This window comes from Sharpea azabuensis DSM 18934 (assembly GCF_000702165.1).
In the GTDB taxonomy this organism is placed as follows: Bacteria; Bacillota_I; Bacilli_A; order Erysipelotrichales; family Coprobacillaceae; genus Sharpea; species Sharpea azabuensis.
In genome coordinates this window covers 54,891-80,187 of the sequence record NZ_JNKU01000004.1, presented here as the reverse complement: position 1 = coordinate 80,187, position 25,297 = coordinate 54,891, and the positions used below count along the sequence as shown (strand labels likewise).

The following is a 25,297-nucleotide window of genomic DNA, read 5'->3' as shown; positions in this document are numbered from 1 at the left end:
CTTATTTATTGACCATTTTTAACGGAAATACGAATAAGAGCTTTCTTTAATGCGATTTCGGCTCTTTTTGTATCGATGTTCTGATCTTTTTTCTTTAGTCTGCTTTCAGCACGCTGTTTGGCTTCTTCAGCACGTCTCAAGTCAATCTCTTCAGGCGATTCAACAGCATTACCAATGACAGTTACTGTGTTATCCGCATCCACATACATGAAGCCTCCAGCAATCGCAAAGCGATATGTCTTGCCATCAACCTCATAATGCATCTCGGAAATTGTCACCCCTGTAGCAAGAGGAATATGATGAGGAAGAATACCTAGGTCACCACCTGTCGTCGAAATACCTAGATAATCGACATCAGTATCCTTGTAGGTCCCATGTGGAGTAACAATATGCAAACGCATCTTACTCATTCTTTAAAGTTTCTGCTTTCTGCACAGCTTCTTCGATTGTACCTACATTATGGAAAGCCTGTTCTGGCAAGCTATCCCATTTGCCTTCTAGAATCTCTTTGAAGCCTTTAACTGTATCTTCTACATGAACATATTTACCATCCAAGCCTGTGAACTGTGAAGCAACTGAGAATGGCTGTGAGAGGAAGTTACGAATTCTTCTTGCACGAGCAACTGTCTTCTTATCTTCATCACTTAATTCATCCATACCTAAGATAGCAATGATATCCTGTAATTCCTGGAAACGCTGTAAGATTTGCTGGACACCATGAGCTACTTCATAATGTTCTTTACCAACAACATTTGGATCCAATCCTCTTGAAGATGAGTTCAATGGATCTACGGCAGGGTAGATACCAAGTGCAGCAATGCTACGGTCAAGAACGACACGGGCATCTAGATGGGCGAATGTCGTTGCTGGAGCAGGGTCAGTTAAGTCATCGGCAGGCACATAAACAGCCTGAACGGAAGTAATTGAACCCTTCTTTGTAGATGTAATTCTTTCCTGTAATTGTCCCATTTCCGTAGACAATGTTGGCTGATAACCAGCCTGTGAAGGAACACGGCCAAGTAAGGCAGATACTTCAGAACCAGCCTGAGTGAAACGGAAGATATTATCGATGAAGAGTAAGACATCCTGACCTTCCTGATCACGGAAATATTCTGCCATAGTTAAGCCAGTTAAGGCTACTCTTAGTCTTGATCCAGGTGGTTCATTCATCTGACCAAAGACAAGTGTTGTCTTATCTAAGACGCCACTTTCCTTCATTTCATAATACAAGTCATTACCCTCACGAGATCTTTCTCCAACTCCTGAGAATACTGATAAACCACCATGTTCAGTGGCGATATTGTTGATAAATTCCTGAATTAAGACAGTTTTACCAACACCGGCACCACCGAACAAACCAATCTTACCACCCTTAATGAATGGACAGATTAAGTCAACAACCTTAATACCTGTTTCAAGAATTTCTGTTTCTGTTCTTTGTTCTGCATAACTTGGAGCTGGTCTATGAATAGGCATATGTTCAGCTTCAGTTAATTCTTCTTTACCATCAATAGCATGTCCTAATACATTGAACATTCTACCCAATGTACCCCTTCCTACTGGGACACTGATTGGTGCACCTGTATCTAGGGCATCCAATCCTCTTGTTAAGCCATCTGTTGAACCCATGGCAACACAACGTACAACGTCGTCACCAATGTGCTGGGCAACTTCGACTACGAGCTCTTCACCATGATTATCCAATTTAATGGCATTGTTGATATCTGGAAGATCACGATCAGCATCAAACTGAATATCAACTACTGGTCCACGAGCCGCAATGACTTTACCAATATTTTTAGACATATGGCACCTCCTTAACTTTCTGCATTAGCGCCAGCGATAATTTCACTGACTTCATTAGTGATAGCACTCTGACGTGCCTGATTGTATTTCAATTGTAATTGTTCTGTTAAGTCATCCGCATTATCAGTAGCATTTTCCATTGATGTTCTTCTTGATGCATTTTCACTTGTTACACTTTCAATAAGATAACCATAAATAACAGCCTGAAGATACATTGGAATTAAGCTATCAAGTACTGCTTCTGGACTTGGTTCGAATAATGTCTGCTTATGTACACCTTGCTTTTCTTCACCTTTTAAGTCTTCCTGACTAACTGGCAGTAATTCTACGACTCTAGGTGTGAAAGTAAGATTGTTGACGAATTCTGTATAAATAATACGAATTGTCTTGATTTCTTTATTTTTATAGCCATCAAGTAGATGGTTTGTGAGTCTTACAATCTGTCTGAAATCAAGTGAAGAATTAAGTTCTACATAATCACTATTAAGATCATTTGAAGTATGCGAACGCATATAGCTTTCACCTTTATGCCCAATGACATACACAAGATCATCCTTCTTCACTTCTTTTTCAACAGTCTTGAAGATATTTGCATTATATCCACCACATAATCCTAAAGAACTACTAATCACAATCACAACATCACGACCAACACTATTTCTGACTAAGTATGGAGAATCAACATCCCCCTGCGCACTCGCAAGAATTTCCGCACAAGTATCTTTGACTTGTGAATAGTATGGTTTCATGTTGTCCATTTGTTTTCTTGTCTTCATCAGTTTTGATGAAGCAACAAGCATCATTGCTTTAGTAATTTTACGGGTAGAATCAATGGATTTGATACGGCGTTTAATCGCCTGCATTTGGCCTGCCATAAAATATTAGCCTGCTTTCTGTAGGTTCTCAAACTGTGTAACGTAAGCAGCAATTGTTTCTTTTAATGAAGCAATTAATTCATCTGATAATACTTTCTTTTCATTGATTTCATCAATGTATTCATGATGATTTAAGCTGATATTATCAACTAAGCCACTCATGAATTCACTCACTCTATTTGTCTTAATAGTCTTTGTAAAGCCATTTTCAAGAGCGAATAATGTAATAACCTGTGAAGCAACACTACGAGGTGAATACTGTGCCTGCTTTAAGACTTCACGTACTCTTTCACCATGTTCGATTGTTGCTTTTGTCGCATCATCAAGGTCACTACCAAACTGTGCGAAGGCCTGCATTTCCTGATACTGTGCTAATTCAAGCTTTAAGTTACGAGAAACCTGTTTCATCGCTTTGATCTGGGCAGCACTACCTACACGGGATACTGATAAACCAGTATCGATGGCAGGTCTAAAGCCAGCATTGAATAATTCCTGCTGTAAGAAAATCTGACCATCAGTGATAGAAATAACATTAGTTGGAATATATGCTGAGATATCACCAGCCTGTGTTTCAATAATTGGTAGGGCAGTAATAGAGCCACCACCATTTTCCTCATTCAACTTACAAGCACGTTCAAGTAATCTTGAATGGAGGTAGAAGACATCACCTGGATAAGCTTCACGTCCTGGTGGTCTCTTAAGAAGTAAGGAGAGTGTACGATAAGCAACGGCATGTTTGCTTAAATCATCATAAACAATTAATACATCCTTACCTTGTTCTAGCCATTCTTCAGCAATTGCACAGCCTGCATAAGGGGCAATATACTGAACTGGAGCCATTTCACTCGCTGAGGCAGATACAACAGTTGTATAGTCCATTGCACCACCCTGTTTAAGTTTATTTACAACCTGGGCAACTGTTGAATTCTTCTGACCAATGGCTACATAAATACAATAAATATTCTGGTCTTTCTGATTTAAAATCGTATCAATAGCAATCGCAGTCTTACCTGTTTCTCTATCACCGATAATTAACTCACGCTGACCTCTACCAATTGGGATAATAGAATCAATTGTTGTAATACCTGTCTGTAAAGGTTCATCAACTGATTTTCTTGTCATAACACCAGGGGCAATTCTTTCAATTGGTCTTGTCTTAGCGGTATGAAGTTCTCCTTGGCCATCAATAGCCTGTCCTAATGGGTTAACAACACGTCCTAATAATTCATCACCAACAGGAACTTCAATAATTCTGTTCGTTCTGCGGACTTCATCGCCTTCCCTAATTTCATCTGCGTTACCTAATAGTGTGATACCAACGCTGTCTTCATCAAGGTTCATGACCATCCCATAGACACCACCAGGGAACTCAATAAGCTCACTGACCATGGCATCATCAAGACCATGAACAACAGCAACACCGTCACCGACAGTCATAACTGTACCGACGTCTTTACTCTCGATGACATCATCATAATGCTTAATCTGATCTTTGATTAAAGCACTGATTTCATCCGGTCTTAATCCCACACTCGTCACCTACTTTCTAGCAAGCTCTTTCTGAGCATGCTGACTTTGTTTTTCACTGAGCCATCATAGACTCTTGTATTCACCTGTACGCGTACACCACCAATAAGACTTTCATCCTTGATGACACGTAAGATAACTTTCTTGTTTTCTTTCTTTGAGATTGCTTCTTCAATTGCAGCAACCTGGGCATCTGATAGATCAAAGGCACTATAAATCTTACCTTCTTCAATACCTAAATGCTTATTACATAATTTAATGAAACTATCAACAATTTCCTTAATGTAACGAATTCTTCTTTTTCTTACAAGCAGCTTTAAGAAGTTTAATACCATCTGATTAACATCTTCTCTGAAACACTTATCAAGAAGAGCAATCTTAGCATCAGAAGGTACTAAAACATGTGTGAAGAATGGAATAAATGATGGATCACTCTCAAGAATACTATCAACAAACTTAATATCTTTTAGATAGTCTTCAACCTGGTTATTCTCTAATGCCAAGTCAAAGAGTGATTGAGCATATACTTGCGCAATGTCACCCATTAATGAACAACCTCATCAACAAAGTTTTTCACCATTGCATCATTAGTCGCTTCATCCATCTTCTTATCCATAATCTTTTCAGCTACCTGCGTAGCGATATCAACGATATCTTCTTTCATACGATCTTGAGCTTGAGCTCTTTCAAGTTCAATCTCACTTCTTGCCTGTCCAAGCTTATTTCTTGCCTGCGTATTTGCTTCATCAAGAATAGCCTGTTTTTGTTTATTAGCATCTTCTTTTGCCTGATCGATGATTGTACGATACTGCTTAGCAGCATCACGTGCCTGTTTATCAGCTTCATCTAAGTAAACCTGAGCTTTTTCTCTCATGTCCTTAGCATCATTGATATTCTTTTCAATATAATCAGCACGTTTTTCAAAGAAGGCAAGCATTGGACGCCATAAATATTTCTTGAAGATAATCAGAAGAATTCCTGTTGAACAAAGCTGAACAATCCATGTCCAGAAGTTAGGAAATAGTTTACTAGCTATATCAGGTACAGAACTAGCATCCATTGATTATTTCCTCCTATAGATTTGGATATACGAAAATTAAGATAAGTGAAACAAGTAAACCATATAAGGCAACTGTTTCTGTTAAGGCGATACCTAAGATCATAGTTGTACGAACCTTAGATTCAGCCTCTGGGTTTCTACCAATGGCTTCTACTGCACGTGAAGCAGCGATACCTTCACCAATACCAGTACCTAAACCTGCAAGAACAGCAATACCTGCACCAATCGCAATTAAACCTTTTACCATAATAATTTTTTCCTCCTATATTTTTCTATTACTATTTATTCTTCATCTGGATTTTCAATCGCAATCAAGATAGAAGACAAGGTTACAAATACTAAAGCCTGAATAACACCAGAGAACACATCAAAGTAAAGATGAAGCACTGGAGCTACTATTGGGCCCAAAAAGTTAAATGGAATATGAACCAACGATTTGACCAAACCAGCTGTTGCACTATAAAGCAAAGCTAAGATGAATGAACCACTTAGGATGTTTGCGAAGATACGAATAGATAGTGATAACAATGGAGATACCATACTGATTAAATTTGTAGGTGGCCAGATCTTATCTTTAATATAAGGTAGTACACCATTATGTTTAATCGTATTAATCTGAATCAAAATAAACGTAATAAAACCAAACGCAAACGTAATAGATAAGTTCGAAGTAGGGGCTTCAAAACCAAGTAAACCCCAAAGATTCGCTACTAATAGATAAGCAAATAACATAGAGAAATAGGGATAGTAGTTCTTTTCAAATTTATGAGGCATTAAGCTCTTCATATAATCATAAACCATCTTTATACCTGTTTCTGCTACGAGCACGATTCCCTTTGGTCTTGCTAGTGGGTCAGTCTGCTTTAATTTCTTACCAGCGACTATAAAAAGCACAGCAAGAATCAGCGTAATGACAAGCGAGCTTAAGAGTTCAGGTGCTAACGTAAACTTAGGCAGCACGATTCTTTTTCCTCCTTTCCACAGCTTCGTTCACATAGATTGTGATCTTGACAATAAAATAACCTAAAAATACCGCAAAATAATTGATATATGAGGTTAGCTTAATGGCCAAAATTAAACCAGCTGCATAAATTACTAATTTACCAATAAACATCACATAAACAACAAGAACTGCGTACTTATGATCATGTAGGGTTAAAAGTAAATCAGTCATAGAAACTGTTATTTTAAACACCAGTAATGAAATAAGATAACCTAGAATAACCCCGGTTGTATAACTATAGTTCTTGAAGATATAACTCACAATCAGACTGATCAAAAGTGCAACTATGAATACTTTTATGGATGTTTGTCTAATCTGTTTTTCAATCATCAATCTGTCCCGAATAAACGGTCACCAGCATCACCAAGACCTGGTACAATATAGCCATTTTCATTCAGATGATCATCCAGGGCAGCCAAAGTAATATCGACATCAGGATGCTTTTCCTGTAAGAACTTCACCCCTTCAGGTGCACCTACTAGACATACCAACATGATGTCTTTGCCACCACGCTTTTTAATATCCTCAATAGCCATATCGGCAGAACCACCTGTCGCAAGCATCGGATCCACAATAATGATCTTGCTTGATTCTAGTCCCTTAGGGAAACGTGCATAATACTCCTGTGGTTCCAATGTCTCTTCATCACGATACATCCCTATATGACCAATCTTGGCATTAGGCATAATCATTCTAAAGCCATCAACAAGACCAATCCCAGCTCTTAAGATAGGGACAAGAATAATCTGTTCTGCTAATTCAAAACCAGTTGTTTTACAGATTGGTGTCTCGATATCTTTAAGTCTGAGAGGGAAGTCTTTTGAGACTTCATAAGCCATCAACATAGCAATCTCATCTAAGTTTTGTTTAAAGAGATATGTTGATGTGTCTTTATCACGCATGATTGAAAGCTTATGCTTAATCAGGGCATGATCAATAATCTTTACACTCAAGTTTATTCCTCCTTTAAATAGTCAATATCTGCATACATCGTTACTTTATCTGTTAAAGCTTTAACACGACGTAAACATTCGTTCTTTACTTCATCAGTTTCTTCATTCTTTAAGCGATAAGCAATAATCTTACCAACTTCTCTGAAGTCTTCTTCTTTGAAGCCTTTTGTTGTCATAGCTGGTGTACCAACACGAATACCAGAAGCCTTAAATGGCTTTTCTGTATCAAATGGAATCGCATTCTTATTAGCAGTGATATTAACTTCATCAAGTAAACGCTGTGCTTTCTTACCTGAAATACCACAACTAGCCTTAACATCCACTAACATTAAATGGTTATCCGTACCACCACTGACAATTCTAAAGCCTTCTTCTTTTAATGAAGCTTCTAAGGCCTTGGCATTAAGAATAATCTGATGAGCATATTCTTTAAATTCAGGCTGTAAAGCTTCATAGAAACATGCTGCCTTAGCAGCAATAATATGCATTAATGGCCCACCTTGCATACCTGGGAAGACAGCTGAATTAATCTTCTTAGCAAGTTCTTCATCATTTGTCATGATAACACCACCACGAGGACCTCTTAATGTCTTATGTGTTGTTGTTGTAACAATATCAGCCCATGGGAATGGTGATGGATGTTCACCAGCTGCTACTAAGCCAGCAATATGCGCCATATCAACCATGAACAAAGCACCATTGGCATGAGCAATTTCAGCCATTGTCTTAAAGTCAATAATACGTGAATAAGCTGATGCACCTGCAACAACAAGCTTAGGCTTCACTGTTTCAACTTCTTTCTTATATTCATCCATATCCAGCATTTCTGTTTCACGGTTGACACCATATGAATGGAATTCATATGTTTTACCTGAATAGTTAACAGGAGAACCATGAGTCAAGTGACCCCCATCTGCAAGACTCATACCTAAAACTTTATCGCCAGGATTTAATACCGCGAAATAAACGGCTGTATTAGCCTGAGCGCCTGAATGAGGCTGTACATTCGCATACTGACAATTAAAGAGTTTCTTTAATCTTTCAATCGCAAGTGTTTCCACTTCATCAACATACTGACAGCCACCATAGTAGCGCTTTCCAGGGTAACCTTCAGCATATTTATTAGTAAGTACTGAACCTGCTAATTCTAAGATTTCTGGAGAAACAAAGTTCTCTGATGCAATTAATTCAATATTGTTTCTTTGTCTATTTAATTCTCGCTGAACACTTTCAAATACTGCTGTATCTCTCATAGCCTATCTCCTTTTACTGCTTTTCTAAAGCCATCATTTTATCAATACGACGCTGATGTCTGCCACCTTCATAGTCAGTTTCCAAGAATGCCTTAAGTACTTCTAAAGCAACTCCTGTACCAACTACACGCTGACCCATTGCAAGCATGTTCGCATCATTGTGCTGGCGTGTTGCTTTGGCTGAGAATGTGTCATGGCATACAGCACAACGAATACCATGTACTTTATTAGCTGTCATTGAAACACCTAATCCTGTTCCACATACAACTACACCACGATCAAACTCACCATTTGCGACTGCCTTTGCAGTAGGAATAACATAATCAGGATAATCACAAGACTCTTCAGTATAAGTACCGAAGTCCTTCACTTCATAACCTTCTTTCTGCATTTCCTCAATCAATACATTTTTCAACTGTAACCCAGCGTGATCACATGCTACTGCAATCTTCATTTAGAAAGTACCTCCTCTATGTCTCTCAAACTTATTTCACCTTCTCTTAGAATCTTGAGCTGGCCATCACTCATATTCACAACTGTACTTGCCGTTGTGTTATGTGTCTCACCAGCAACAACTAAAGCAATTCTTCCATCTAGCTGTGCAAGCACTTCTTGTTCATTAGTCGTATTACAACCACCTGAAATATTCGCACTTGTGACAAGTAGAGGGCCTGCTTTGTCAATCAGATCTAATACAAATGGACTATCAGGAATCCTGATGCCGATTGTAGGAAGATTGTTGGTCATAGCGGGATCTACAGAATCTTTACGCTTTAGGACAAGTGTAATCTTGCCTGGCATAAAAGCTTCTGCGACTTTTTCTACCCTGTCGTCTATTTCCGCATATTTCCCAATATCTTCACGATGAGAAAGCATTAAGGTGACTGCTTTAGAGTAATCACGGTTCTTAGCTTCCATCAATTTGTCAAGTGCTGCTCTGTCATTGAATTTCACTGCAACACCATAAACAGTTTCTGTTGGAAACGAAACAACCTCACCTTGCTTTAGCGCCTCAATAAGCACACTTTTTTCTCCAGGCTGAATTACTTTCGTCATGCAATCACCTCATTTCGAAGATATGATACCATAAAAACATAAGAATACATAGATTTTAAGGCTATTAATTTACACAAATGACCATTGGTCATTTTTAAATTATTATACACATAATTATTCATTAGTCAAATTCTTTTTCATACATGAAAAAGAACGGAAAATACATATATTTATGCAAATTCCGTTCTTGACATATATTTCCTTTATTCAACAAGCCAATCCATAATATCTTTAATGACAATACCTTCAATATCATCATCAATTAACTTATGTAAAGTAAGAACAATCTTTTGAAATGCGACCAGTTGATTTAAATAGATATCACGATGTTTCAATTCACTTCTATTTTTCACCATAATCACCCCTTCGATAACATTACACCTTAAGGTATTTTAATAATAAAGTTTGAGTATTTGATTACTTATTTTTTACACATAATATGTACCAACACTATGATGACACCTTATAGGAATTTATAGTATTTTTAAAACTGAAGCCATTTCATAGCCCTTTCTTCTTATTTTTCAATACATAGTTTTCACAATGCCCACACCAAAAATACCTCTCTTGATATCCTGGCTATGAACATAGTCATTAGCTCTTACCAAAGCAATGATTATAAGTAAGAATTCAAATAAATTTTTCTTTTCAAATTTTATCTATTATTCCCTTTAAGTATGTATTTTTAGATTTCATAACTTATCTCTACAAGATTGGAAAGAACTAACTATGCATAGATTCATACATGTTTAGGTGTTTTATTCATGAAAATAGAACTATTTTTATCATCTTTATAAATGTAATTGCATGCTTACATATAGGAGAGATATCATAGAAATATGAATATTTAGGTGAAGCAGGAATATACTCTATTAAATCAACTTCTTTAATTGTAATAAATCCTACATTCTAATGAATGATTACTGTTTTAACTCCTAACATTTATCCTGCTTCCCATATTCACTTTATTAGTGCTATACTTCTATTTGAGGTAGACATTATGAAAAAGAAAACAAAGACATTGCTTACTGTTGCTAGCGTGGGGTTAGGTGTAACAGCTGGCTATTTATTAACAGGTTATCTTAGTTTGAGATATGCCTTTAAACGTAAGAATTATAAACAGAAACATGCAACAGCAGTAACACACCCCTTAAGTGAAGAAGAGAAAAACTATATTGCTTCGCTTAAACAAGAAACACTTACTACAACATCCTTTGATAATCTTGCCCTTAAGGCAACATTCTTTCCAGCCGATATAGCTTCCAACAAGGTTGTCATCTGTATCCATGGCTATCATTCCTACGGTATGTTAGATCATCAATACTTTATCCGTTTCTATCACGAACATGGTTTTCATGTTCTTATTCCTGATGATCGTGCACATGGTGATAGTGAAGGGGAGTATATTGGATTTGGTTATTTTGATCGTCTCGATATAATGCAATGGATTATGAGAATCCAGGAATACTTTGACTATCAGCCACTTAATATAATGTTACATGGTGTATCAATGGGGGCGAGTTCTGTCCTGATGGCAAGCGGCGAAGAATTGAGCAGCGATGTCAAGTGTATTGTTGCGGATTGCGGCTATGCTTCAGCGAGAGAACAACTCACAAGTGTTCTTAAAGCACATCATATCCCTACGCACACAATTATGTCATCGGCAAGCTTGCTTTCAAAAAAAGTTATTGGTTATGACTTCAACAACATTGATGTCATCAAACAAGTAGAGAAGAGTCATATACCTACATTATTCATCCATGGTGATCAAGATAGCTTTGTCGACTATCAAAATGTCAAAAAGCTCTATGAAGCATGTCATGCCCCAAAGGAACTCTTTATTGTTCCTGGTGCTGAACACTGCGATAGCTATATTACTGATCCAAAGGGCTATGAGTCCCATATACTTAATTTCACAAATAAATACTTTACAGACGAAAAACAGTGAGGACAAGATTCTCACTGTTTTTGTATCCTAGATATGATACCTATATAATAATATTTCTCCACTAGATACACGGTGATTCACAAGCAGCTATAATTCGTAGCTTGATAATAGATTTATTCACTGCTTTATTGGTTAAACCTATATGGCACAATAAATAAAGAAGAAGGTGGTTGCGATTGACTTTACTGTTCTTTTTATTTACTATATACCTATATACTAAGTAGGTTATAGGAAATTAGGAGGAAATATATATGAAAGTAAAAGGAATTGGCATTGCCTTATTGGCAGGGGGACTATTATTAACAGGATGCTCTGCTTCTTCAAATAAAAGTGATTCAAATACATTAGTTATTGGTACTGAAGGTACATTTGCACCTTTCTCATATCATAATGACAAAGATCAGTTAGTAGGCTATGATGTCGAGGTTGCGAAGGCAGCTGCTAAAAAAGCAGGATATAAAGTTGAAGTTAAAGAAGCGAAATGGGACTCTTTGATTGCTGGACTTGATGCCAAGCAGTATGACATTGTCGCAAACCAGGTGACAAAGACTGATGAACGTAAAGAGAAATACCTCTTCTCTGATACATATACTTATTCTCATCCAGCTGTACTGACAAAGAAAGAAAATGCTTCAGCCATCAAGAGCTTTGATGATCTTAAGGGCAAGAAGTTCTCCCAGACGGGTACTTCAAACTACTCTAAGCTCGTACAACAGTATGGTGGGGAAATTGTTTCTACAAATGACTGGAATGAAAATGTTTCATTAGTCTTACAGAATCGTACTTTTGGTACAGTAAATGATACATTAACATATTTAGACTATAAACAGAAAAAGCCAAATGCAGATTTAGTTATTGCTTATGAAGGTACTGAAACATATGAACAAGGGTTCCTCATCCGTAAAAGTGACAAGACAACACAAACAAAACTCAATAAAGCATTAAAGGCATTAAAGAATGATGGTACATTGAAGAAGCTAGGTAAGAAATATTTTGGTAAGGATGTTTCAGTAAAATAATGAATGATCGTATTATTCGTATTCTTCTTGATTCCTTTTTCAAGATATTAATACCTGGTCTTCAATACACCATTCCTCTTACAATCATTACTTTTGCGATTGGGCTTTTGATTGCGATTGCTGTCGCAATCGTCAGAGTTTATAAGATCAAAGTCATTGATCAAATTGTAAGATTCTATGTTTGGGTCTTCAGGGGCACACCATTACTTGTTCAGCTCTTTATTATCTTCTATGGTTTACCAAATATTGGTATTCAGTTAAGTGCCTGGGTAGCCGCTATTATTACTTTCTCTTTGAATGTAGGTGCTTATTGTTCAGAAACATTACGAGGAGCTATTCTCTCGGTTGATAAAACACAGAAGGAAGCTGCTCTTTCTATTGGCATGACAAATAATCAGGCCATGTTCTATATCATTCTGCCACAGGCTTTTAAGAATGCTATTTCGCCACTCTTTAATTCACTCATTGCCCTTGTGAAAGATACTTCATTAGCGGCTAATATTACTGTTGTAGAAATGTTTATGGCAGCTCAGCGTATAGCTGCTAATACTTATGAACCATTTGCGCTCTATTGTGAAGTTGCGGTTATCTATCTTATTTTCTGTACTGCTCTGACATACTTACAAAAGTATTGTGAAGAGAGACTATCAAGGAGGGGTTAAACATGATTTCTTTAAAAAATATCCATAAATCCTTCAATGACAAAGAAATACTAAAAGGCATTGATTTAACCGTACAGGATGGTACAACAACAGTAATTATTGGTCCATCAGGTTCAGGTAAATCCACATTACTAAGATGTATCAACTTACTTGAAACACCCGAAATAGGGGAAGTGACAATTAATCAAGTCGGCTACAATGCTGCTCATCTCAAGAAGAAAGATTATCTTGATGTCAGGCAGGCAACAGCCTTCGTCTTTCAAAATTATGGTCTTTTTGAGAATAAAACGATTCTTGAAAATGTCTCGATCGGTTTGAGTGTCGTCCAGAAAAAGACAAAGCAAGAAGCGTATAGAATTGCCCAGGAAGCACTTGAAAAAGTAGGACTTTATGACAAGAAAGACCAATATCCAAGACAGCTCTCCGGTGGCCAGCAACAGCGTGTTGCCATTGCTAGAGCCTTGGCCTTACATCCACAAGTCATTCTCTTTGATGAACCTACAAGTGCTCTTGATCCAGAACTTGTTGGTGAGGTACTTAAGGTTATCAAGGAAATCTCTGATGAACATACAACAATGATCATTGTAACGCATGAAATGGAATTTGCGAACCAGATAGGTGATCAGATTGTCTTTATGGAAGATGGACAGATTGTTGAAGAAGGAAGCGCCAAAGATATCTTTGAAACGCCAAAAAAAGAACGTACTAAAAAATTCCTAGCACGTTATCGTGATAATTATATTATTTAACTCCAGCATATATTTGCTGGAGTTTTTTTAGGTGTTCTTAAAGAAAAAAGACCTAGATTGGGAATGCTCTAGGTCTTGCTATTCATGATTATTTGGGAAGTTGTCATGAATGAGTAGTCTATTTGGGAAAATTGTATTTTGGGAAAATTATGAAAACTCTTTTTCGACTACACTTATAGAATACACAATATTCATGTGATAATTATGCTTAAAATATGTGAAATCATGTGAGCTGATATTATTTAGAGATTGTTGCTGATAATGTGTTAGCTGTTTTCATAGCTGCTACAACATCTTCAGGTGTAACGACAAATGGCATATTGGCCATTGTATCATTTGGTGAGCATGCTTCAGTTGCCGCTTTCAGCAATAATTCATCACTGACATTCTCCATATCTAAGTCCTTAAAGGAAGTTGGGAGATTGCAAGCTTTGCAGAACTTGATAACTTTTGTGATTTCTTCAAGTGAACGATTTTCTAAGACAAGCTGTGTGATTGTCCCAAAGGCTACCTTTTCACCATGAAGATATTTGTGTGTTTCAGGAATCACTGTTAAGCCATCATGAATGGCATGGGCTGCAGCTAAGCCACTTGATTCAAAGCCAAGACCACTTAAATATGTATTTGCTTCAACAATATTCTCTAATGCCTTAGTTGTCACTTTGTTTTCAACAGCTGCTTTAGCCTTCAATGCATCTTCAAATAAAGTATCGCGACATAATGTTGCCAAGGCAAAGGCTGCTTTTGTGACATGGCCTCCTGGCATCGTTAAAGCATCACTCTTCACACATGCTGCTGCTTCATAATAAGTCGCAAGGGCATCACCAACACCAGCCATTAAGAAACGAACAGGTGCATGCGCAATAATATCCGTATCCATTAAAACCATATCTGGATTGGCTCTTAAAGGCAAGTAGGCATCAAATTCCCCATTAGGTTTATAGAGAACGGACAATCTTGAACATGGAGCATCTGTCGAAGCTGTTGTTGGTACGATGATGACAGGCATATGTGCATAGAATGCTACTGCTTTGGCTGCATCCAATGTCTTACCGCCACCAATACCAATGACAACATCACATTCACCTAATTGTTTTTGATGCTTTTCAACTTCTTCTCTTGAACATTCACCTCCAAATAGTTCTGAAGTAAATGGTACATTTGCATCTTTAAAGGAACTTTCAATATCATCTAAGTCATGCACATAGGCATGATGACCAATCATCAAATAAGCACCTTTTGTACCTAATTCCTGATAGTAGGAAGCTAGCTTCTTAATTTCGCCAGCTCCCTGAATATAACTTCCTGGTGCACAAATTATTTTTGTCATAACAAACATCTCCTTTTTTATAAGTCACTCAATTTTTTATTGTCACCATATAAATCATACCAGTCGTTGTTGAAATCTTTAATTGCCTGGGAAATATTGATATTCCCGAAAATTGTCTTAAGAACACCATATGGCGCTGTTATCGCCTGAGCACCAGCTGCTAATGACTCTTCCACCTGTCCTAAGGCATGGAAACTTGCGGCAAGAATCTTACAGTCATAGCCATCCATCGCAATTCTGCTTTCAACCCTATCAATAAGGTCATAAGGATCACCACCAATATTGGCAATACGATTGACATAAGGGGCAATATAGTCAGCACCTGCTTCTAAAGCCATATAAGCTTGCATCACTGTATAGATAGCTGTTGCTGTTACATTTCTACCTTCTGCTTTTAATGCTTTGATGGCTTTAACACCTTCATAGCTTGTAGGAATCTTAATATAGACATCTTCATCTACTTCTTCAAAAATACGCTTTGCATCTTTCAACATATCTTCACATGTTGTACCAACAACCTGTATATGAAGACTTCTTTCTTTTCCAATAATACGTCTGACTTCACGCATATGTTCAAAGAAATCATCTGGGGCTGTTTTTTTGACAATACTTGGGTTGGATGTAATGCCACTAATAGGCATATGATCAACACCATCTCTGATCTCATCTAAGTTAATTGTATCTAATATAAATTCCATTTCTTCTCTCCTATAAACTTTGTTCTGTTCTGCCAATAATATCATCCTGTGTTGCTTTAGAGAGGACATTGAAGAATGCTGAATATCCGGCAACACGAACAATTAAGTCTTTATGTTTTTCTGGATGTTTTTGGGCATCAATAAGCGTTTCTCTTGAAACAATATTATATTGGACATGATAACCATGTAATCGATTAAAGAATGTCTTTATCAACATTTCTAATTTCATTTTGTTTTCATCTGTTGTAAGCATTATTGGGGTCATCTTTTGATTAAGTAGGACGCCACCTGTAATAAGATGGGTTGGTAGTTTGGAAACCGTCTTGAAGACTGCTGTTGGTCCATTCTGATCGGCATTATGAGCAGGGGAGCAGCCTTCAGCTAATGGTTCATGAGCATGACGACCATCCGGTGTGGCCATAGTACCCATACCTTGGCCGACATTGGCAGAAATAGAAGATGTTCCACCATAACGTACACCACCAATAGGTCCTCGACCATAACGTGTATTCTTATACTTCTTCATTTCATCAAGATAGCTATCATATGCTTCTACTACAAGCTCATCAACACTATCATCATCATTGCCATATTTTGGTGCATCATGAATAAGCATATCCTGGATCTTCTGATTTTCTGGTGAACTAAAGTCATCGACAATTGCGTCCCATAACTGGGCCGGTGTGATACGCTTTTCATCAAAGACTAGCTTCTTGATTGCCGAAAGAGAGTCAGCCATATTCGCAATACCCACCTGCAACCCAGAGATAAAGTCATAAACAGCACCACCTTCTTTAATCGTCTTACCACGTCCTAAACAATCATCCGTCAATGTACTACAGAGAATATCAGGAACATCTCTTTCACTAGCCTTATCAATCGCATTTTCAGTAATCACTGAATAGCGTGTCAATTCACGAACCGTTAAATCCCATGCCTTCATCAGTTCTTCATAACTAGTCATATCTTTGAAGTAGCCATAGCCCTTAGTAAATCTCTTGCCACTTGTCATATCAATACCATTATTCATGGCACAAAGAAGAATACGAGGGAAGTTCATATAACTCATACCCGTACAACGATATCCCCATTTACCAGGTACAGCCGTCTCAACACAGCCAATCGCTGAATAATTATAGGCATCTTCTTCCTTGACACCTTTTTCAATGAATGAAGGAATAATGATTTCGTCATTATTGAAAGCGGGCATACCAAATCCTAACTTCACAACTTCAATACATTCATCAAAGAAAACTGGATTGAGATTCTTATGATAACGTACCGTTAAGTTTGGTTGTGTTAATCTTGTTTGGGCAATGGATTGTAATACTGTGAAAGAGAGTTCATTAACAGCATCATGATGATCAGTCGTCTGTCCGCCAATAGTGACATTCTGATACATTGGACTTCCTGCACTTGATAATGTATGGGACTGACTTCTGACTTTATTGATAGTAAGGCTCTTAATCCATAAGTTAGATAGGAGTTCTAAGGCTTCTTCTTTTGTCATGTCTTGTTTTTCAAGTACTGAATGTTTGTAGTAAGGATACATATATTGATCAAAGCGACCATAAGAAAGAGAATGGCCATTTGATTCAATCTGTAGAATCAACTGAATAAACCAGACAGACTGCATAGCTTCATAGAATGTATCGGCTGGTTCATAAGGCACTTTCTGACAAATGCGACTGATTTCTAAGAGTTCTGCTTTTCTCTTTTCATTGTTTTCCTTTTCTGCCATCTCTTTCGCAAGCTGGCTATAACGTAAGGCAAAAGTATGAACGGCTTCAAGGACTATTAAGACAGCGTTATAGAAAACATTTTGATCAATCGCATCAGGTTCACATAGGTCAAGTTGTGACTGCAGTTTTCTAGCTCTTTCTTCATAGCCTTTAAGACCATATTTCAGAACCTTTTCATAATTAACCGCAAGATGAGCATCACCGGCATTCAGCTTGCCTTCCATGCCAAAGAAACCCGTTTCCATAAAGACCTGCACACACTCTGGTAAAAGGTTCATCCCTCGATCTCTTAGCGTATTATTCTTCCAGAAAGGCGCAATACTTCTTAAGTTCTCTTTTGTTTCTTCGGTAATATAGAAAACATCACCATCACGTTTTTCAAACTTATCCAATTCATCAATCACAAATTCCATTGTATATTCAGGGAAGATTGGGGCATTCTTGTTTTTTCTTGCCTGATTTCCCACAAGCAATGTCTTATCTTCAATATAGATTGTCATTTCTTCTAAAATAGCTTTTAACATCAAGGCTCTTAAAAGCACTCTAGGCTTATATTCATTTTCTTTATAAACCTTTGTGACAATCATTGCACGCTCTTCATCAATATAAGGGCGTTCATCAAGTACTTCTTCACGGAATGCTTGCATACGATCAGTAAGCTGACCAAAGTGTTCTTTGTTTTCCATAAGCTTCTCCTTTTAATTTCATTTGAAATACATATCACTTTCTTCTACAACTATATCGTAGCATCATTCAGAAATTAGTCAATATTATATTTCATATAAATTATATTTCAGTTTCATTCGTAAGTTTATATTTACTCTTTACCGTCTAACTGCTACAATAATTGCGAAGGAGAAACAGTTTATGAGTAAAGGTATCTTATTTAATATACAAAAATTCAGTATTCATGATGGCCCTGGTATCAGAACAACGCTATTCTTAAAAGGTTGTCCTTTAAGATGCCAATGGTGTGCAAACCCAGAAAGCCAGCTAGCAAAGATTCAGATTCTCTATCATCAAGAAGACTGCCTGCATTGTCTCAATTGTATTCAACTTTGTCCTACGCATGCATTAACACATCAGGATCAATGCATACATGTAGATTTCAATAAATGTATCGGTTGTCTAGAATGTGTGAAGAATTGTCCTGGACATGCCTTAAGTAATGAAGGGGAATATAAGAGTGTTGAGGAGGTTGTTGCAATCTGTCTTCAAGACTTGCCTTTCTATGAAGAGAGCGGTGGGGGTATTACGATATCCGGTGGTGAAGGCATGAGTCAGCCTGATTTCCTACGTGAATTACTTCCTGCCTTGAAAAAGTACAATCTTCATCTTGCGATTGAAACAACAGGATATGTGCCAGAAGATCTCTTTCATGAATTAGCACAGATGTTTGATTTATTACTCTTTGATATCAAGCATGCCGATTCTAAAAAACATCAAGCAGGAACAAAGGTTGGTAATGAGCTTATCAGAAAGAATCTCAAATGGGCTATTGAACAACACATTGAAATCCTCCCTCGGATACCTGTTATTCCTCATTTCAACGATTCTTTAGACGATGCAAAGTTAATTGCTACATACTTAAAAGAATTAGGCTTAAAGAAAGTCCAGCTCTTACCATTCCATCAAATGGGTGAAAAGAAATATCAATTGCTTCACCGCAATTATGCCTACGAGAATACAAAAGCCTTACATCCCGAAGACCTTCTTTCCTACCAACAAATCTTCACTGATCAGGGCATTGATTGTTTTTTCTAAGTCACATATGATAAGCTGGCTATTTTTTCAGCTATGGTAATATTTTCTTAGAGAGGAGAGAGTCTTTATGAAAAAAACATCGCCTATTCTTCATCATAGCTTCCATCATATTTATTGCATTCTATCTGTTTGACCATTTCGCATATGAATACTATTTGAGAAATTTTGATGTCTTCTTTTCTAACTTTTATCGCTTTACAGTCTTCAGTCGACCTCTTATTCTCATTGCATTATGGTGTGATCATCTCTTTCTTGTATTTAAACGTAAGTAGTAAAAAGTCTGGCAATACATTGTCAGACTTTTATTGAACCTAATTTCCAATTACATTTAACAATAAGGTACTTTTCCTTATTTCCAATTTCTATTTGCAATCTGGTATAATTTTTTATTCCAAATCTTTTATGTATATTCTGCACTCATTTTGGAGTCACTGTAAGTACATATTGAATACAAACCATTTCATTCTAAAAATACATACAATTAAAATATTGTTTCACTCAATTTATAGCATTTTACTCACTAATTGTTTTATTATTTCTAAATTTGTAGAAAACTCAATATGACTAGCATATTTATATTTGCGACAATAATTTTTCCATAAATTCTGCAATGTTGAATCTTCACTTATTGAGCATAATATTTCTTCATAATGCTCCAATAAAGAAAGTGTCTCTCTTTTTCTACATGTTTTATCAAATGCCAATGATAAATCATTATAGTTTATCGAATCCTTATAACGATTAAATAAAGTCGTTATGTCATAAAAATCACGCATACGTGTATTCAACAATCCTCTAGAAAGAATTGTCTGAATTTTTTCTGCAAGTATTGTTTCTAAATTATATGACCAGAGTTGTATTGATTTGTCTTCTAACAACAACGGATATTCATATCTTACTTCTCTAGGTGTAATCACATCACCTGTTGATATATCTATTTTGATTGGCACTATTAAATTTTCTAATTTTGAATTCATATGAATTCTTATTCCTGGATACTCCATATTGTCCATGATTTCAGATATATCATTTAAGATAAATTCAATGTGATCATCAAGAGAAATATCTTTAATTTCATTTATAATTCTTGTAGTTTCTTCTTTTGTTAAATCAAAATTACGTATTGTTGTATCAATGTCCATAGTCGATCGCATCGATATACCAATCATAGAAGTAACCAAGATTCCACCCTTAACAATGAAATCGTCTTTATATTTAGAATACGTTATTCTTTCAAGAAAACGCTCCATCATATAAATACGTAACAAAGTTATAGGATCCGATTCATTTTGTTTGGCGACATTTTTAATTCTACCTTTTATTTGTGCTGGAGTTAAATACATTACAATAAAACCTCCATATATTGTCTAATTATCTTTTCAATTCGAAATGCTTTTGCATACACCATTAAACGATTAAGATCCTTATCATTTCTTTGTAAATAAGTTTTAATCGCCATATTAAAATCCTGAATTTCGAAATTACGTCTACTTCTCACTAAATCACAAATTGTTCTTTCCAAATCATACATTGGGATTTCATGACCAAATTGATTTGTGATTTTAGTCTTTCCTAAATCTAAAAGTCCCTTTTTCACGGTATAAACCTTATAACCAGAGTTTGTTAGAGCAGAAGGATTATATCCACTATAAATTGTAATACAATGCACAAAAGGTTCTCGATCAACCAGACCATAATAATATAAGGCATCATCATGAGAAATAACTCCTTTTGGGCAACGCTGTGATAAAACATAAGCTTCATCTTCCAACACATCTTTTGAAATATAAATACCTGGGCCAACTTTTTCCATACAATTCTTTTTTATAAAATTATAAATAGACTGTCTCGATACATTCACATTCTTTAATTTTTTAACATTCAAAACCTCAATTTTTTTAGAATCCATTACTCCTTTCATTCTCTCACCGCCTTTTACATTCTTGCTAATATTATAATTTATATTAGCAAGAATGTAAATTGAATTCAATTTATTTAATTATTCATATCCAATAATTTATATATTCATTTTGTACTCACGGCCAAAATTGGTATTGATGATTTGTCAAATTAAGTGCAACACGATGTATGTGAGTCTATTTCGTTCATAACTTCATTTGGTGTCTTATAGCCAAGGCACTTTCGTGGCCGATTATTCATCAGTTCAAGATTATGCTTTAGCTCATCTTCATCGACAAGTGATAGGTCCATTCCTTTTGGATAGAATTCTCTTAACAGTCCATTGGTGTTTTCATTTTTTCCTTTTTGCCAGACACAGTATGGATCGCAGAAGTAGGTACTGCAATGCAGCGCATTTTCTATATCTTCATAACCGGCGATTTCTTTTCCGCGGTCGAACGTTATCGTCTTGACCATGTCTTCGGGAAAATCTTTTAATGCTTTGATGATAGCCTGGCTGACAATTTCGGCTGTTCTGTTTGGAACCTTTATCGCAATATACATCCTTGATTTTCGCTCTGCCAGCGTCACAAAACAGGCTGAAGATTTGCACTTGCGATCAATTTTACCAGATACAACAGTATCACCCTCCCAATGTCCTAATTCTTTTCGTTTATAGACATCTTTGGGGCGTTTTTTGATTGTCCTGCCGCCATCATTGAATTTTCCCCTGGTTTCGGCTGGTCTTGTAAAGTTTCCTTTTCTTCTTAGACGTGCCATTGTGATAGGACCAAGCCTTTTCTGGTGAATCATTCGATAGATCGTTGATGCAGAAGGAACTTCGTGTGCTGTTTTTCTATTTGCGATTTGTTCAGGCGACCAATGATCTTCTATTCTGGATTTCACGTAGGATAGCGTATCCTCACAGGAAATATATTTTCTGCCACAATGATGTTTTCTGTTTTGATATGTTTCCTGGGCTTTCGAAGGGATATACCGGGAATCTCGTTCATTTGTTTGGTTACGTTTCAATTCTCTGGAAATCGTACTCGGACTTCTTCCAAGCTGCTTCGCTGTTTCACGAATCGATACGTCAGAAGAAGCAAGCAAAGATATGACTGTTTTCTCATTTATGTTAAGATGGCTGTAGTTCATGGGATTCTCCTTGATAAATGTTTGTTTTGTCACTCACATTTTATCATTGAACCCATGAACTTTTTTATTCTTATAGGTTGTTGCACTTATTATCTACGCAAAAAAGCTATAAGGTTCATTTTATTGAATTCTTATAGCTTTGCTATAAATGATGTTAAATTGTATTTCTAATCATCAATTATTTCTCAGAGTCCATTGAAACCACGACCAATAAATCGGACAATACCCATATTTTTAATGTGACGTTTTATAGTCTTGGAACTTACTCCTAACGTCATTGACATTTTTTGTACTGATTTTATTATCCTTTTTTATCATATTCAATATTTGAATTTCCAACGGATTGGTATCTTTTTTCTGAGGGATATTGTAATTTAAATTTGGCATCACAACTGTAATTAGGCTGTCTTTCCGGTAAGGAATCTTTTCAATCATCCTAATAATTTTGATAATGAATTAAAGATTCATATATAGTTCCTTTACTATCTTCTAAAGCTTTATTCTTATATTCCTTACTCTTTGATTCATTACCCATATTCTTATAGATAACTGATAATAAGAATTCAAGATAGGGAGTATCTTCATTGTTTTTAGTATATTCTACATCTGCAAGATTAGATTTTAGTTCGTCATAATACTTATTTCCACCCTTAATTAAAGTATCATTGACCATATCCATCTGTCTACATAGGGCATGATTATTTGTTGTGCTAACCATTTCCAACAAATAATCAATCATAGATGCATTTTTCTTATCTACATATCTATAGAATACTGATTGTGCAAGAGCAGACTTCTGCTTAGAATTCATAGGAACATGATCCATTATATTGTTTACTAGAGTATCTATTTGTTTGTCATCATTTATCTTTAGATAAACATTTAAAAGTAAGTATTCTCTATTAAATTGGGGAATACATATCTTAGCTAGTTTAGTTGCCATTAAGTCTTCTATTGCCTTAATATCATTGTTTTGGAGTAATGTTAGATAATTATTTAGGAGTTTCTTTCTGATGATTACTGGAATAGTACCAATAATAGCAATCACTATAACGACAATTAACATAGCATTCATACTTTTATGACCCTTTCTCTATAAACTTTATAATATCATTTAATTCATCAATAATTATATCTGCCTGGCTCTGATCCAAGCCAAACTTATCATCTTTTAAAGCTAATACCTTAATACCAGCTTTATTTGCAGCTAATATTCCTTTAGGTGAATCCTCAATAATAACAGCTTCATCTTTATTCACATTTAACTCTTTGATTGTATGTAAATATATTTCTGGATTTGGTTTACTTTCTTTGAATTGTTCACCACTTACTATAAGTGAAAAGTACTTTCTTAAACCAGCCTGATCCAATGCATTATTAATAGTATATAACCTAGAAGAGGACGCTAATGCTATTTTATAATGTTTGCTTAAGTGTTCTAAAACGGAATAGATCTGAGGTCTAACTACCGCTTTATAATCACGATCTAATGAACGAAAATATTCTTGAAGCATATTTTTAAATGTCATGAAATCAATTTTTCCATTCCACATTGTGTATGCATGTTCATAATATAATTTACTATCAATACCAATGAGAGGAATACAATCACTTACTTGTATTTCTATATCATGCTGTTTAAAAAATCTTATCAAATCATTTATATACATGGTTTCACTATCAAAGATCACACCATCCATATCAAAAATAACAGTTTTAATCATAATTATAAATACGAGCAGGCATTATATAATGCCTTGCCCGTTTTCTCTTTTTAGTATTCTAAGCACTTATAGTATCTTCTGATGTCTAATGGATGACGTCTGTTGTGTTCTAGATGAACATTAAGTCTCATGAATGCTGATCTCATTACGATTGGAGATAAGATACCTCTGAATTCATCTCTGATACCAGGTAATTCAAAGTTCTTAGTATCGATAGTTGTAACATTTGCACAAATTTTACCAACAAAGTTTTCAACACGATCCATTTCTGGTCTAGTCTTATCTTCACCCTTGATTAATAATACTGTAGTATCTCTTTCGATAACTTCTAATAAACCATGGAAGAAGTTAGCTGCTGAAATAGGACGTGTGCGCATCCACTGCATTTCTTCCATAATACACATACCATAACATTGAGCCCAGTTTTCAAGGTTACCTGAAGCTACTAAGTATGTAAGTGATGAATCACAGTATTTATCTGCATATTCTTTCATCTGAGCATCTGCATCTTTATATACCTGAACGATATCTTTTGGTAAGTTCTGCATATCAGATACTAATTCATCATACTTATCGAATTGTCCAGCATTCTTCATGAATCTTAAGACAACTGTATACCACCAGTAATATTCTCCACCTACTGTTGTAACTAATTCATCAACTTTGTTTGCGATTGGAGTATCAACTACTTCTACATAACCAATAACTCTAGCACCTACTTCATGTGCTTTATCAATAGCCTGTTCTACTTCTACTGTATGACCAGATAATGAAGCAACAACTACTACTGAATCTTTTGTAAAGTTTGCATCACCTTCATATAAGAAGTCTGTAGCATTAGTTAAATATAATGGTAAAGAGCATCCTAACTGTCTAGCTGTATGGAAAATTTGTCCTGCATATAATAGTGTTCCACCAATACCAACTAAGAAGATATTCTTATATCCATCTTCACAAATTTTATCTACTACCTTTTCTACCTGAGGAATCATATTTACCCCATTCAAATGATCTGTATAAACTTTCTTTTCATCAAAATTAAACATAAAATTTTCTCCTTTTTTATTTATAAAT

28 protein-coding genes are annotated in these 25,297 nt (G+C 35.9%); 5 read left to right on the top strand and 23 right to left on the bottom strand.

Features of this window, described 5'->3' with window-relative positions; genetic code table 11:
- Nucleotides 1-5: 5 nt before the first annotated feature.
- The 14 genes from atpC to T529_RS13010 all read right to left on the bottom strand — a co-directional run bounded on the left by atpC (nucleotide 6) and on the right by T529_RS13010 (nucleotide 9,889).
- Nucleotides 6-410 carry an ATP synthase F1 subunit epsilon gene (atpC, locus tag T529_RS0101925; protein WP_033161928.1) on the bottom strand — a complete coding sequence of 135 codons (405 nt, stop codon included), beginning with the start codon at nucleotides 408-410 and terminating at the stop codon, nucleotides 6-8.
- A complete protein-coding gene (gene atpD / locus T529_RS0101920; protein WP_033161927.1) occupies nucleotides 403-1,806 on the bottom strand; it encodes a F0F1 ATP synthase subunit beta in 1,404 nt (467 codons plus the stop codon). Before atpD ends, atpC begins: the two co-directional genes overlap by 8 nt.
- 11 nt (nucleotides 1,807-1,817) lie before the next feature.
- Nucleotides 1,818-2,681 carry an ATP synthase F1 subunit gamma gene (atpG, locus tag T529_RS0101915; protein WP_033161926.1) on the bottom strand — a complete coding sequence of 288 codons (864 nt, stop codon included), beginning with the start codon at nucleotides 2,679-2,681 and terminating at the stop codon, nucleotides 1,818-1,820.
- Nucleotides 2,682-2,687: 6 nt separating this feature from the next.
- Complete coding sequence (atpA, locus tag T529_RS0101910) at nucleotides 2,688-4,211, bottom strand: F0F1 ATP synthase subunit alpha (RefSeq protein WP_033161925.1); 1,524 nt, start codon at nucleotides 4,209-4,211, stop codon at nucleotides 2,688-2,690.
- Between the two features lie 5 nt (nucleotides 4,212-4,216).
- Complete coding sequence (locus T529_RS0101905) at nucleotides 4,217-4,753, bottom strand: F0F1 ATP synthase subunit delta (protein WP_033161924.1); 537 nt, start codon at nucleotides 4,751-4,753, stop codon at nucleotides 4,217-4,219.
- Nucleotides 4,753-5,268 (bottom strand): F0F1 ATP synthase subunit B, encoded by a 516-nt coding sequence (atpF, locus tag T529_RS0101900; protein ID WP_033161923.1) that lies wholly within the window; start codon nucleotides 5,266-5,268, stop codon nucleotides 4,753-4,755. The genes T529_RS0101905 and atpF overlap by 1 nt, the downstream gene beginning before the upstream one ends.
- A gap of 13 nt (nucleotides 5,269-5,281) precedes the next feature.
- A complete protein-coding gene (gene atpE / locus T529_RS0101895) occupies nucleotides 5,282-5,515 on the bottom strand; it encodes an ATP synthase F0 subunit C (RefSeq protein ID WP_033161922.1) in 234 nt (77 codons plus the stop codon).
- A 35-nt stretch (nucleotides 5,516-5,550) separates the two neighbouring features.
- Nucleotides 5,551-6,228, bottom strand: coding sequence for a F0F1 ATP synthase subunit A (locus T529_RS0101890; RefSeq protein ID WP_321043087.1), 678 nt, complete (start codon nucleotides 6,226-6,228; stop codon nucleotides 5,551-5,553).
- The gene (locus tag T529_RS0101885; protein ID WP_033161921.1) at nucleotides 6,218-6,601 is read right to left on the bottom strand and encodes an ATP synthase subunit I; all 384 of its coding nucleotides are present in this window, start codon (nucleotides 6,599-6,601) and stop codon (nucleotides 6,218-6,220) included. Before T529_RS0101885 ends, T529_RS0101890 begins: the two co-directional genes overlap by 11 nt.
- Nucleotides 6,601-7,224, bottom strand: a complete 624-nt coding sequence (gene upp / locus T529_RS0101880) for a uracil phosphoribosyltransferase (RefSeq protein WP_033161920.1) — start codon at nucleotides 7,222-7,224, stop codon at nucleotides 6,601-6,603. The genes T529_RS0101885 and upp overlap by 1 nt, the downstream gene beginning before the upstream one ends.
- 2 nt (nucleotides 7,225-7,226) lie before the next feature.
- Complete coding sequence (gene glyA, locus T529_RS0101875; protein ID WP_033161919.1) at nucleotides 7,227-8,477, bottom strand: serine hydroxymethyltransferase; 1,251 nt, start codon at nucleotides 8,475-8,477, stop codon at nucleotides 7,227-7,229.
- 13 nt (nucleotides 8,478-8,490) lie between these two features.
- Nucleotides 8,491-8,931 (bottom strand): ribose 5-phosphate isomerase B, encoded by a 441-nt coding sequence (rpiB, locus tag T529_RS0101870; RefSeq protein ID WP_033161918.1) that lies wholly within the window; start codon nucleotides 8,929-8,931, stop codon nucleotides 8,491-8,493.
- Nucleotides 8,928-9,533 (bottom strand): L-threonylcarbamoyladenylate synthase, encoded by a 606-nt coding sequence (locus T529_RS0101865; protein ID WP_033161917.1) that lies wholly within the window; start codon nucleotides 9,531-9,533, stop codon nucleotides 8,928-8,930. Before T529_RS0101865 ends, rpiB begins: the two co-directional genes overlap by 4 nt.
- Before the next feature lie 203 nt (nucleotides 9,534-9,736).
- Entirely contained in the window at nucleotides 9,737-9,889 is a 153-nt protein-coding gene (locus tag T529_RS13010; protein WP_156032138.1) for a hypothetical protein, read from the bottom strand.
- 644 nt (nucleotides 9,890-10,533) lie between these two features.
- On the opposite strand from T529_RS13010, the gene T529_RS0101860 reads away from it, so the two are divergent.
- The 4 genes from T529_RS0101860 to T529_RS0101845 all read left to right on the top strand — a co-directional run bounded on the left by T529_RS0101860 (nucleotide 10,534) and on the right by T529_RS0101845 (nucleotide 13,911).
- Nucleotides 10,534-11,481: an alpha/beta hydrolase gene (locus tag T529_RS0101860; RefSeq protein ID WP_051646794.1), complete on the top strand. Its 948-nt coding sequence runs from the start codon at nucleotides 10,534-10,536 to the stop codon at nucleotides 11,479-11,481.
- Nucleotides 11,482-11,732: 251 nt separating this feature from the next.
- Nucleotides 11,733-12,500: a transporter substrate-binding domain-containing protein gene (locus tag T529_RS0101855; protein ID WP_033161916.1), complete on the top strand. Its 768-nt coding sequence runs from the start codon at nucleotides 11,733-11,735 to the stop codon at nucleotides 12,498-12,500.
- Entirely contained in the window at nucleotides 12,500-13,162 is a 663-nt protein-coding gene (locus tag T529_RS0101850; protein WP_033161915.1) for an amino acid ABC transporter permease, read from the top strand. Before T529_RS0101855 ends, T529_RS0101850 begins: the two co-directional genes overlap by 1 nt.
- Before the next feature lie 2 nt (nucleotides 13,163-13,164).
- Nucleotides 13,165-13,911, top strand: a complete 747-nt coding sequence (locus tag T529_RS0101845) for an amino acid ABC transporter ATP-binding protein (RefSeq protein ID WP_033161914.1) — start codon at nucleotides 13,165-13,167, stop codon at nucleotides 13,909-13,911.
- A 238-nt stretch (nucleotides 13,912-14,149) separates the two neighbouring features.
- Here the strand turns inward: T529_RS0101845 and T529_RS0101840 are convergent, their stop codons facing one another.
- From T529_RS0101840 to T529_RS0101830, 3 genes are read right to left on the bottom strand one after another with little or no spacing between them, the layout of a single operon-like run.
- Nucleotides 14,150-15,241, bottom strand: a complete 1,092-nt coding sequence (locus T529_RS0101840) for a glycerol dehydrogenase (protein ID WP_033161913.1) — start codon at nucleotides 15,239-15,241, stop codon at nucleotides 14,150-14,152.
- A gap of 17 nt (nucleotides 15,242-15,258) precedes the next feature.
- Nucleotides 15,259-15,939 carry a fructose-6-phosphate aldolase gene (locus tag T529_RS0101835; RefSeq protein ID WP_033161912.1) on the bottom strand — a complete coding sequence of 227 codons (681 nt, stop codon included), beginning with the start codon at nucleotides 15,937-15,939 and terminating at the stop codon, nucleotides 15,259-15,261.
- Between the two features lie 10 nt (nucleotides 15,940-15,949).
- Nucleotides 15,950-18,367: a glycyl radical protein gene (locus T529_RS0101830; protein WP_033161911.1), complete on the bottom strand. Its 2,418-nt coding sequence runs from the start codon at nucleotides 18,365-18,367 to the stop codon at nucleotides 15,950-15,952.
- A gap of 181 nt (nucleotides 18,368-18,548) precedes the next feature.
- Between T529_RS0101830 and T529_RS0101825 the strand changes: the two genes are divergently transcribed.
- The gene (locus T529_RS0101825) at nucleotides 18,549-19,445 is read left to right on the top strand and encodes a glycyl-radical enzyme activating protein (protein ID WP_033161910.1); all 897 of its coding nucleotides are present in this window, start codon (nucleotides 18,549-18,551) and stop codon (nucleotides 19,443-19,445) included.
- 503 nt (nucleotides 19,446-19,948) lie between these two features.
- Here the strand turns inward: T529_RS0101825 and T529_RS0101820 are convergent.
- The 6 genes from T529_RS0101820 to T529_RS0101795 form a co-directional block, all read right to left on the bottom strand.
- Nucleotides 19,949-20,788: a nucleotidyl transferase AbiEii/AbiGii toxin family protein gene (locus T529_RS0101820; RefSeq protein ID WP_033161909.1), complete on the bottom strand. Its 840-nt coding sequence runs from the start codon at nucleotides 20,786-20,788 to the stop codon at nucleotides 19,949-19,951.
- Nucleotides 20,788-21,366, bottom strand: coding sequence for a type IV toxin-antitoxin system AbiEi family antitoxin domain-containing protein (locus T529_RS0101815; RefSeq protein ID WP_033161908.1), 579 nt, complete (start codon nucleotides 21,364-21,366; stop codon nucleotides 20,788-20,790). Before T529_RS0101815 ends, T529_RS0101820 begins: the two co-directional genes overlap by 1 nt.
- Before the next feature lie 149 nt (nucleotides 21,367-21,515).
- Nucleotides 21,516-22,499, bottom strand: coding sequence for an IS30 family transposase (locus T529_RS0101810; RefSeq protein WP_033161907.1), 984 nt, complete (start codon nucleotides 22,497-22,499; stop codon nucleotides 21,516-21,518).
- 436 nt (nucleotides 22,500-22,935) lie between these two features.
- The gene (locus T529_RS0101805; RefSeq protein ID WP_033161906.1) at nucleotides 22,936-23,574 is read right to left on the bottom strand and encodes a hypothetical protein; all 639 of its coding nucleotides are present in this window, start codon (nucleotides 23,572-23,574) and stop codon (nucleotides 22,936-22,938) included.
- 4 nt (nucleotides 23,575-23,578) lie between these two features.
- Nucleotides 23,579-24,223 carry an HAD family hydrolase gene (locus tag T529_RS0101800; protein ID WP_033161905.1) on the bottom strand — a complete coding sequence of 215 codons (645 nt, stop codon included), beginning with the start codon at nucleotides 24,221-24,223 and terminating at the stop codon, nucleotides 23,579-23,581.
- A 50-nt stretch (nucleotides 24,224-24,273) separates the two neighbouring features.
- Complete coding sequence (locus T529_RS0101795; protein ID WP_033161904.1) at nucleotides 24,274-25,269, bottom strand: SIS domain-containing protein; 996 nt, start codon at nucleotides 25,267-25,269, stop codon at nucleotides 24,274-24,276.
- Between the last annotated feature and the right edge of the window lie 28 nt (nucleotides 25,270-25,297).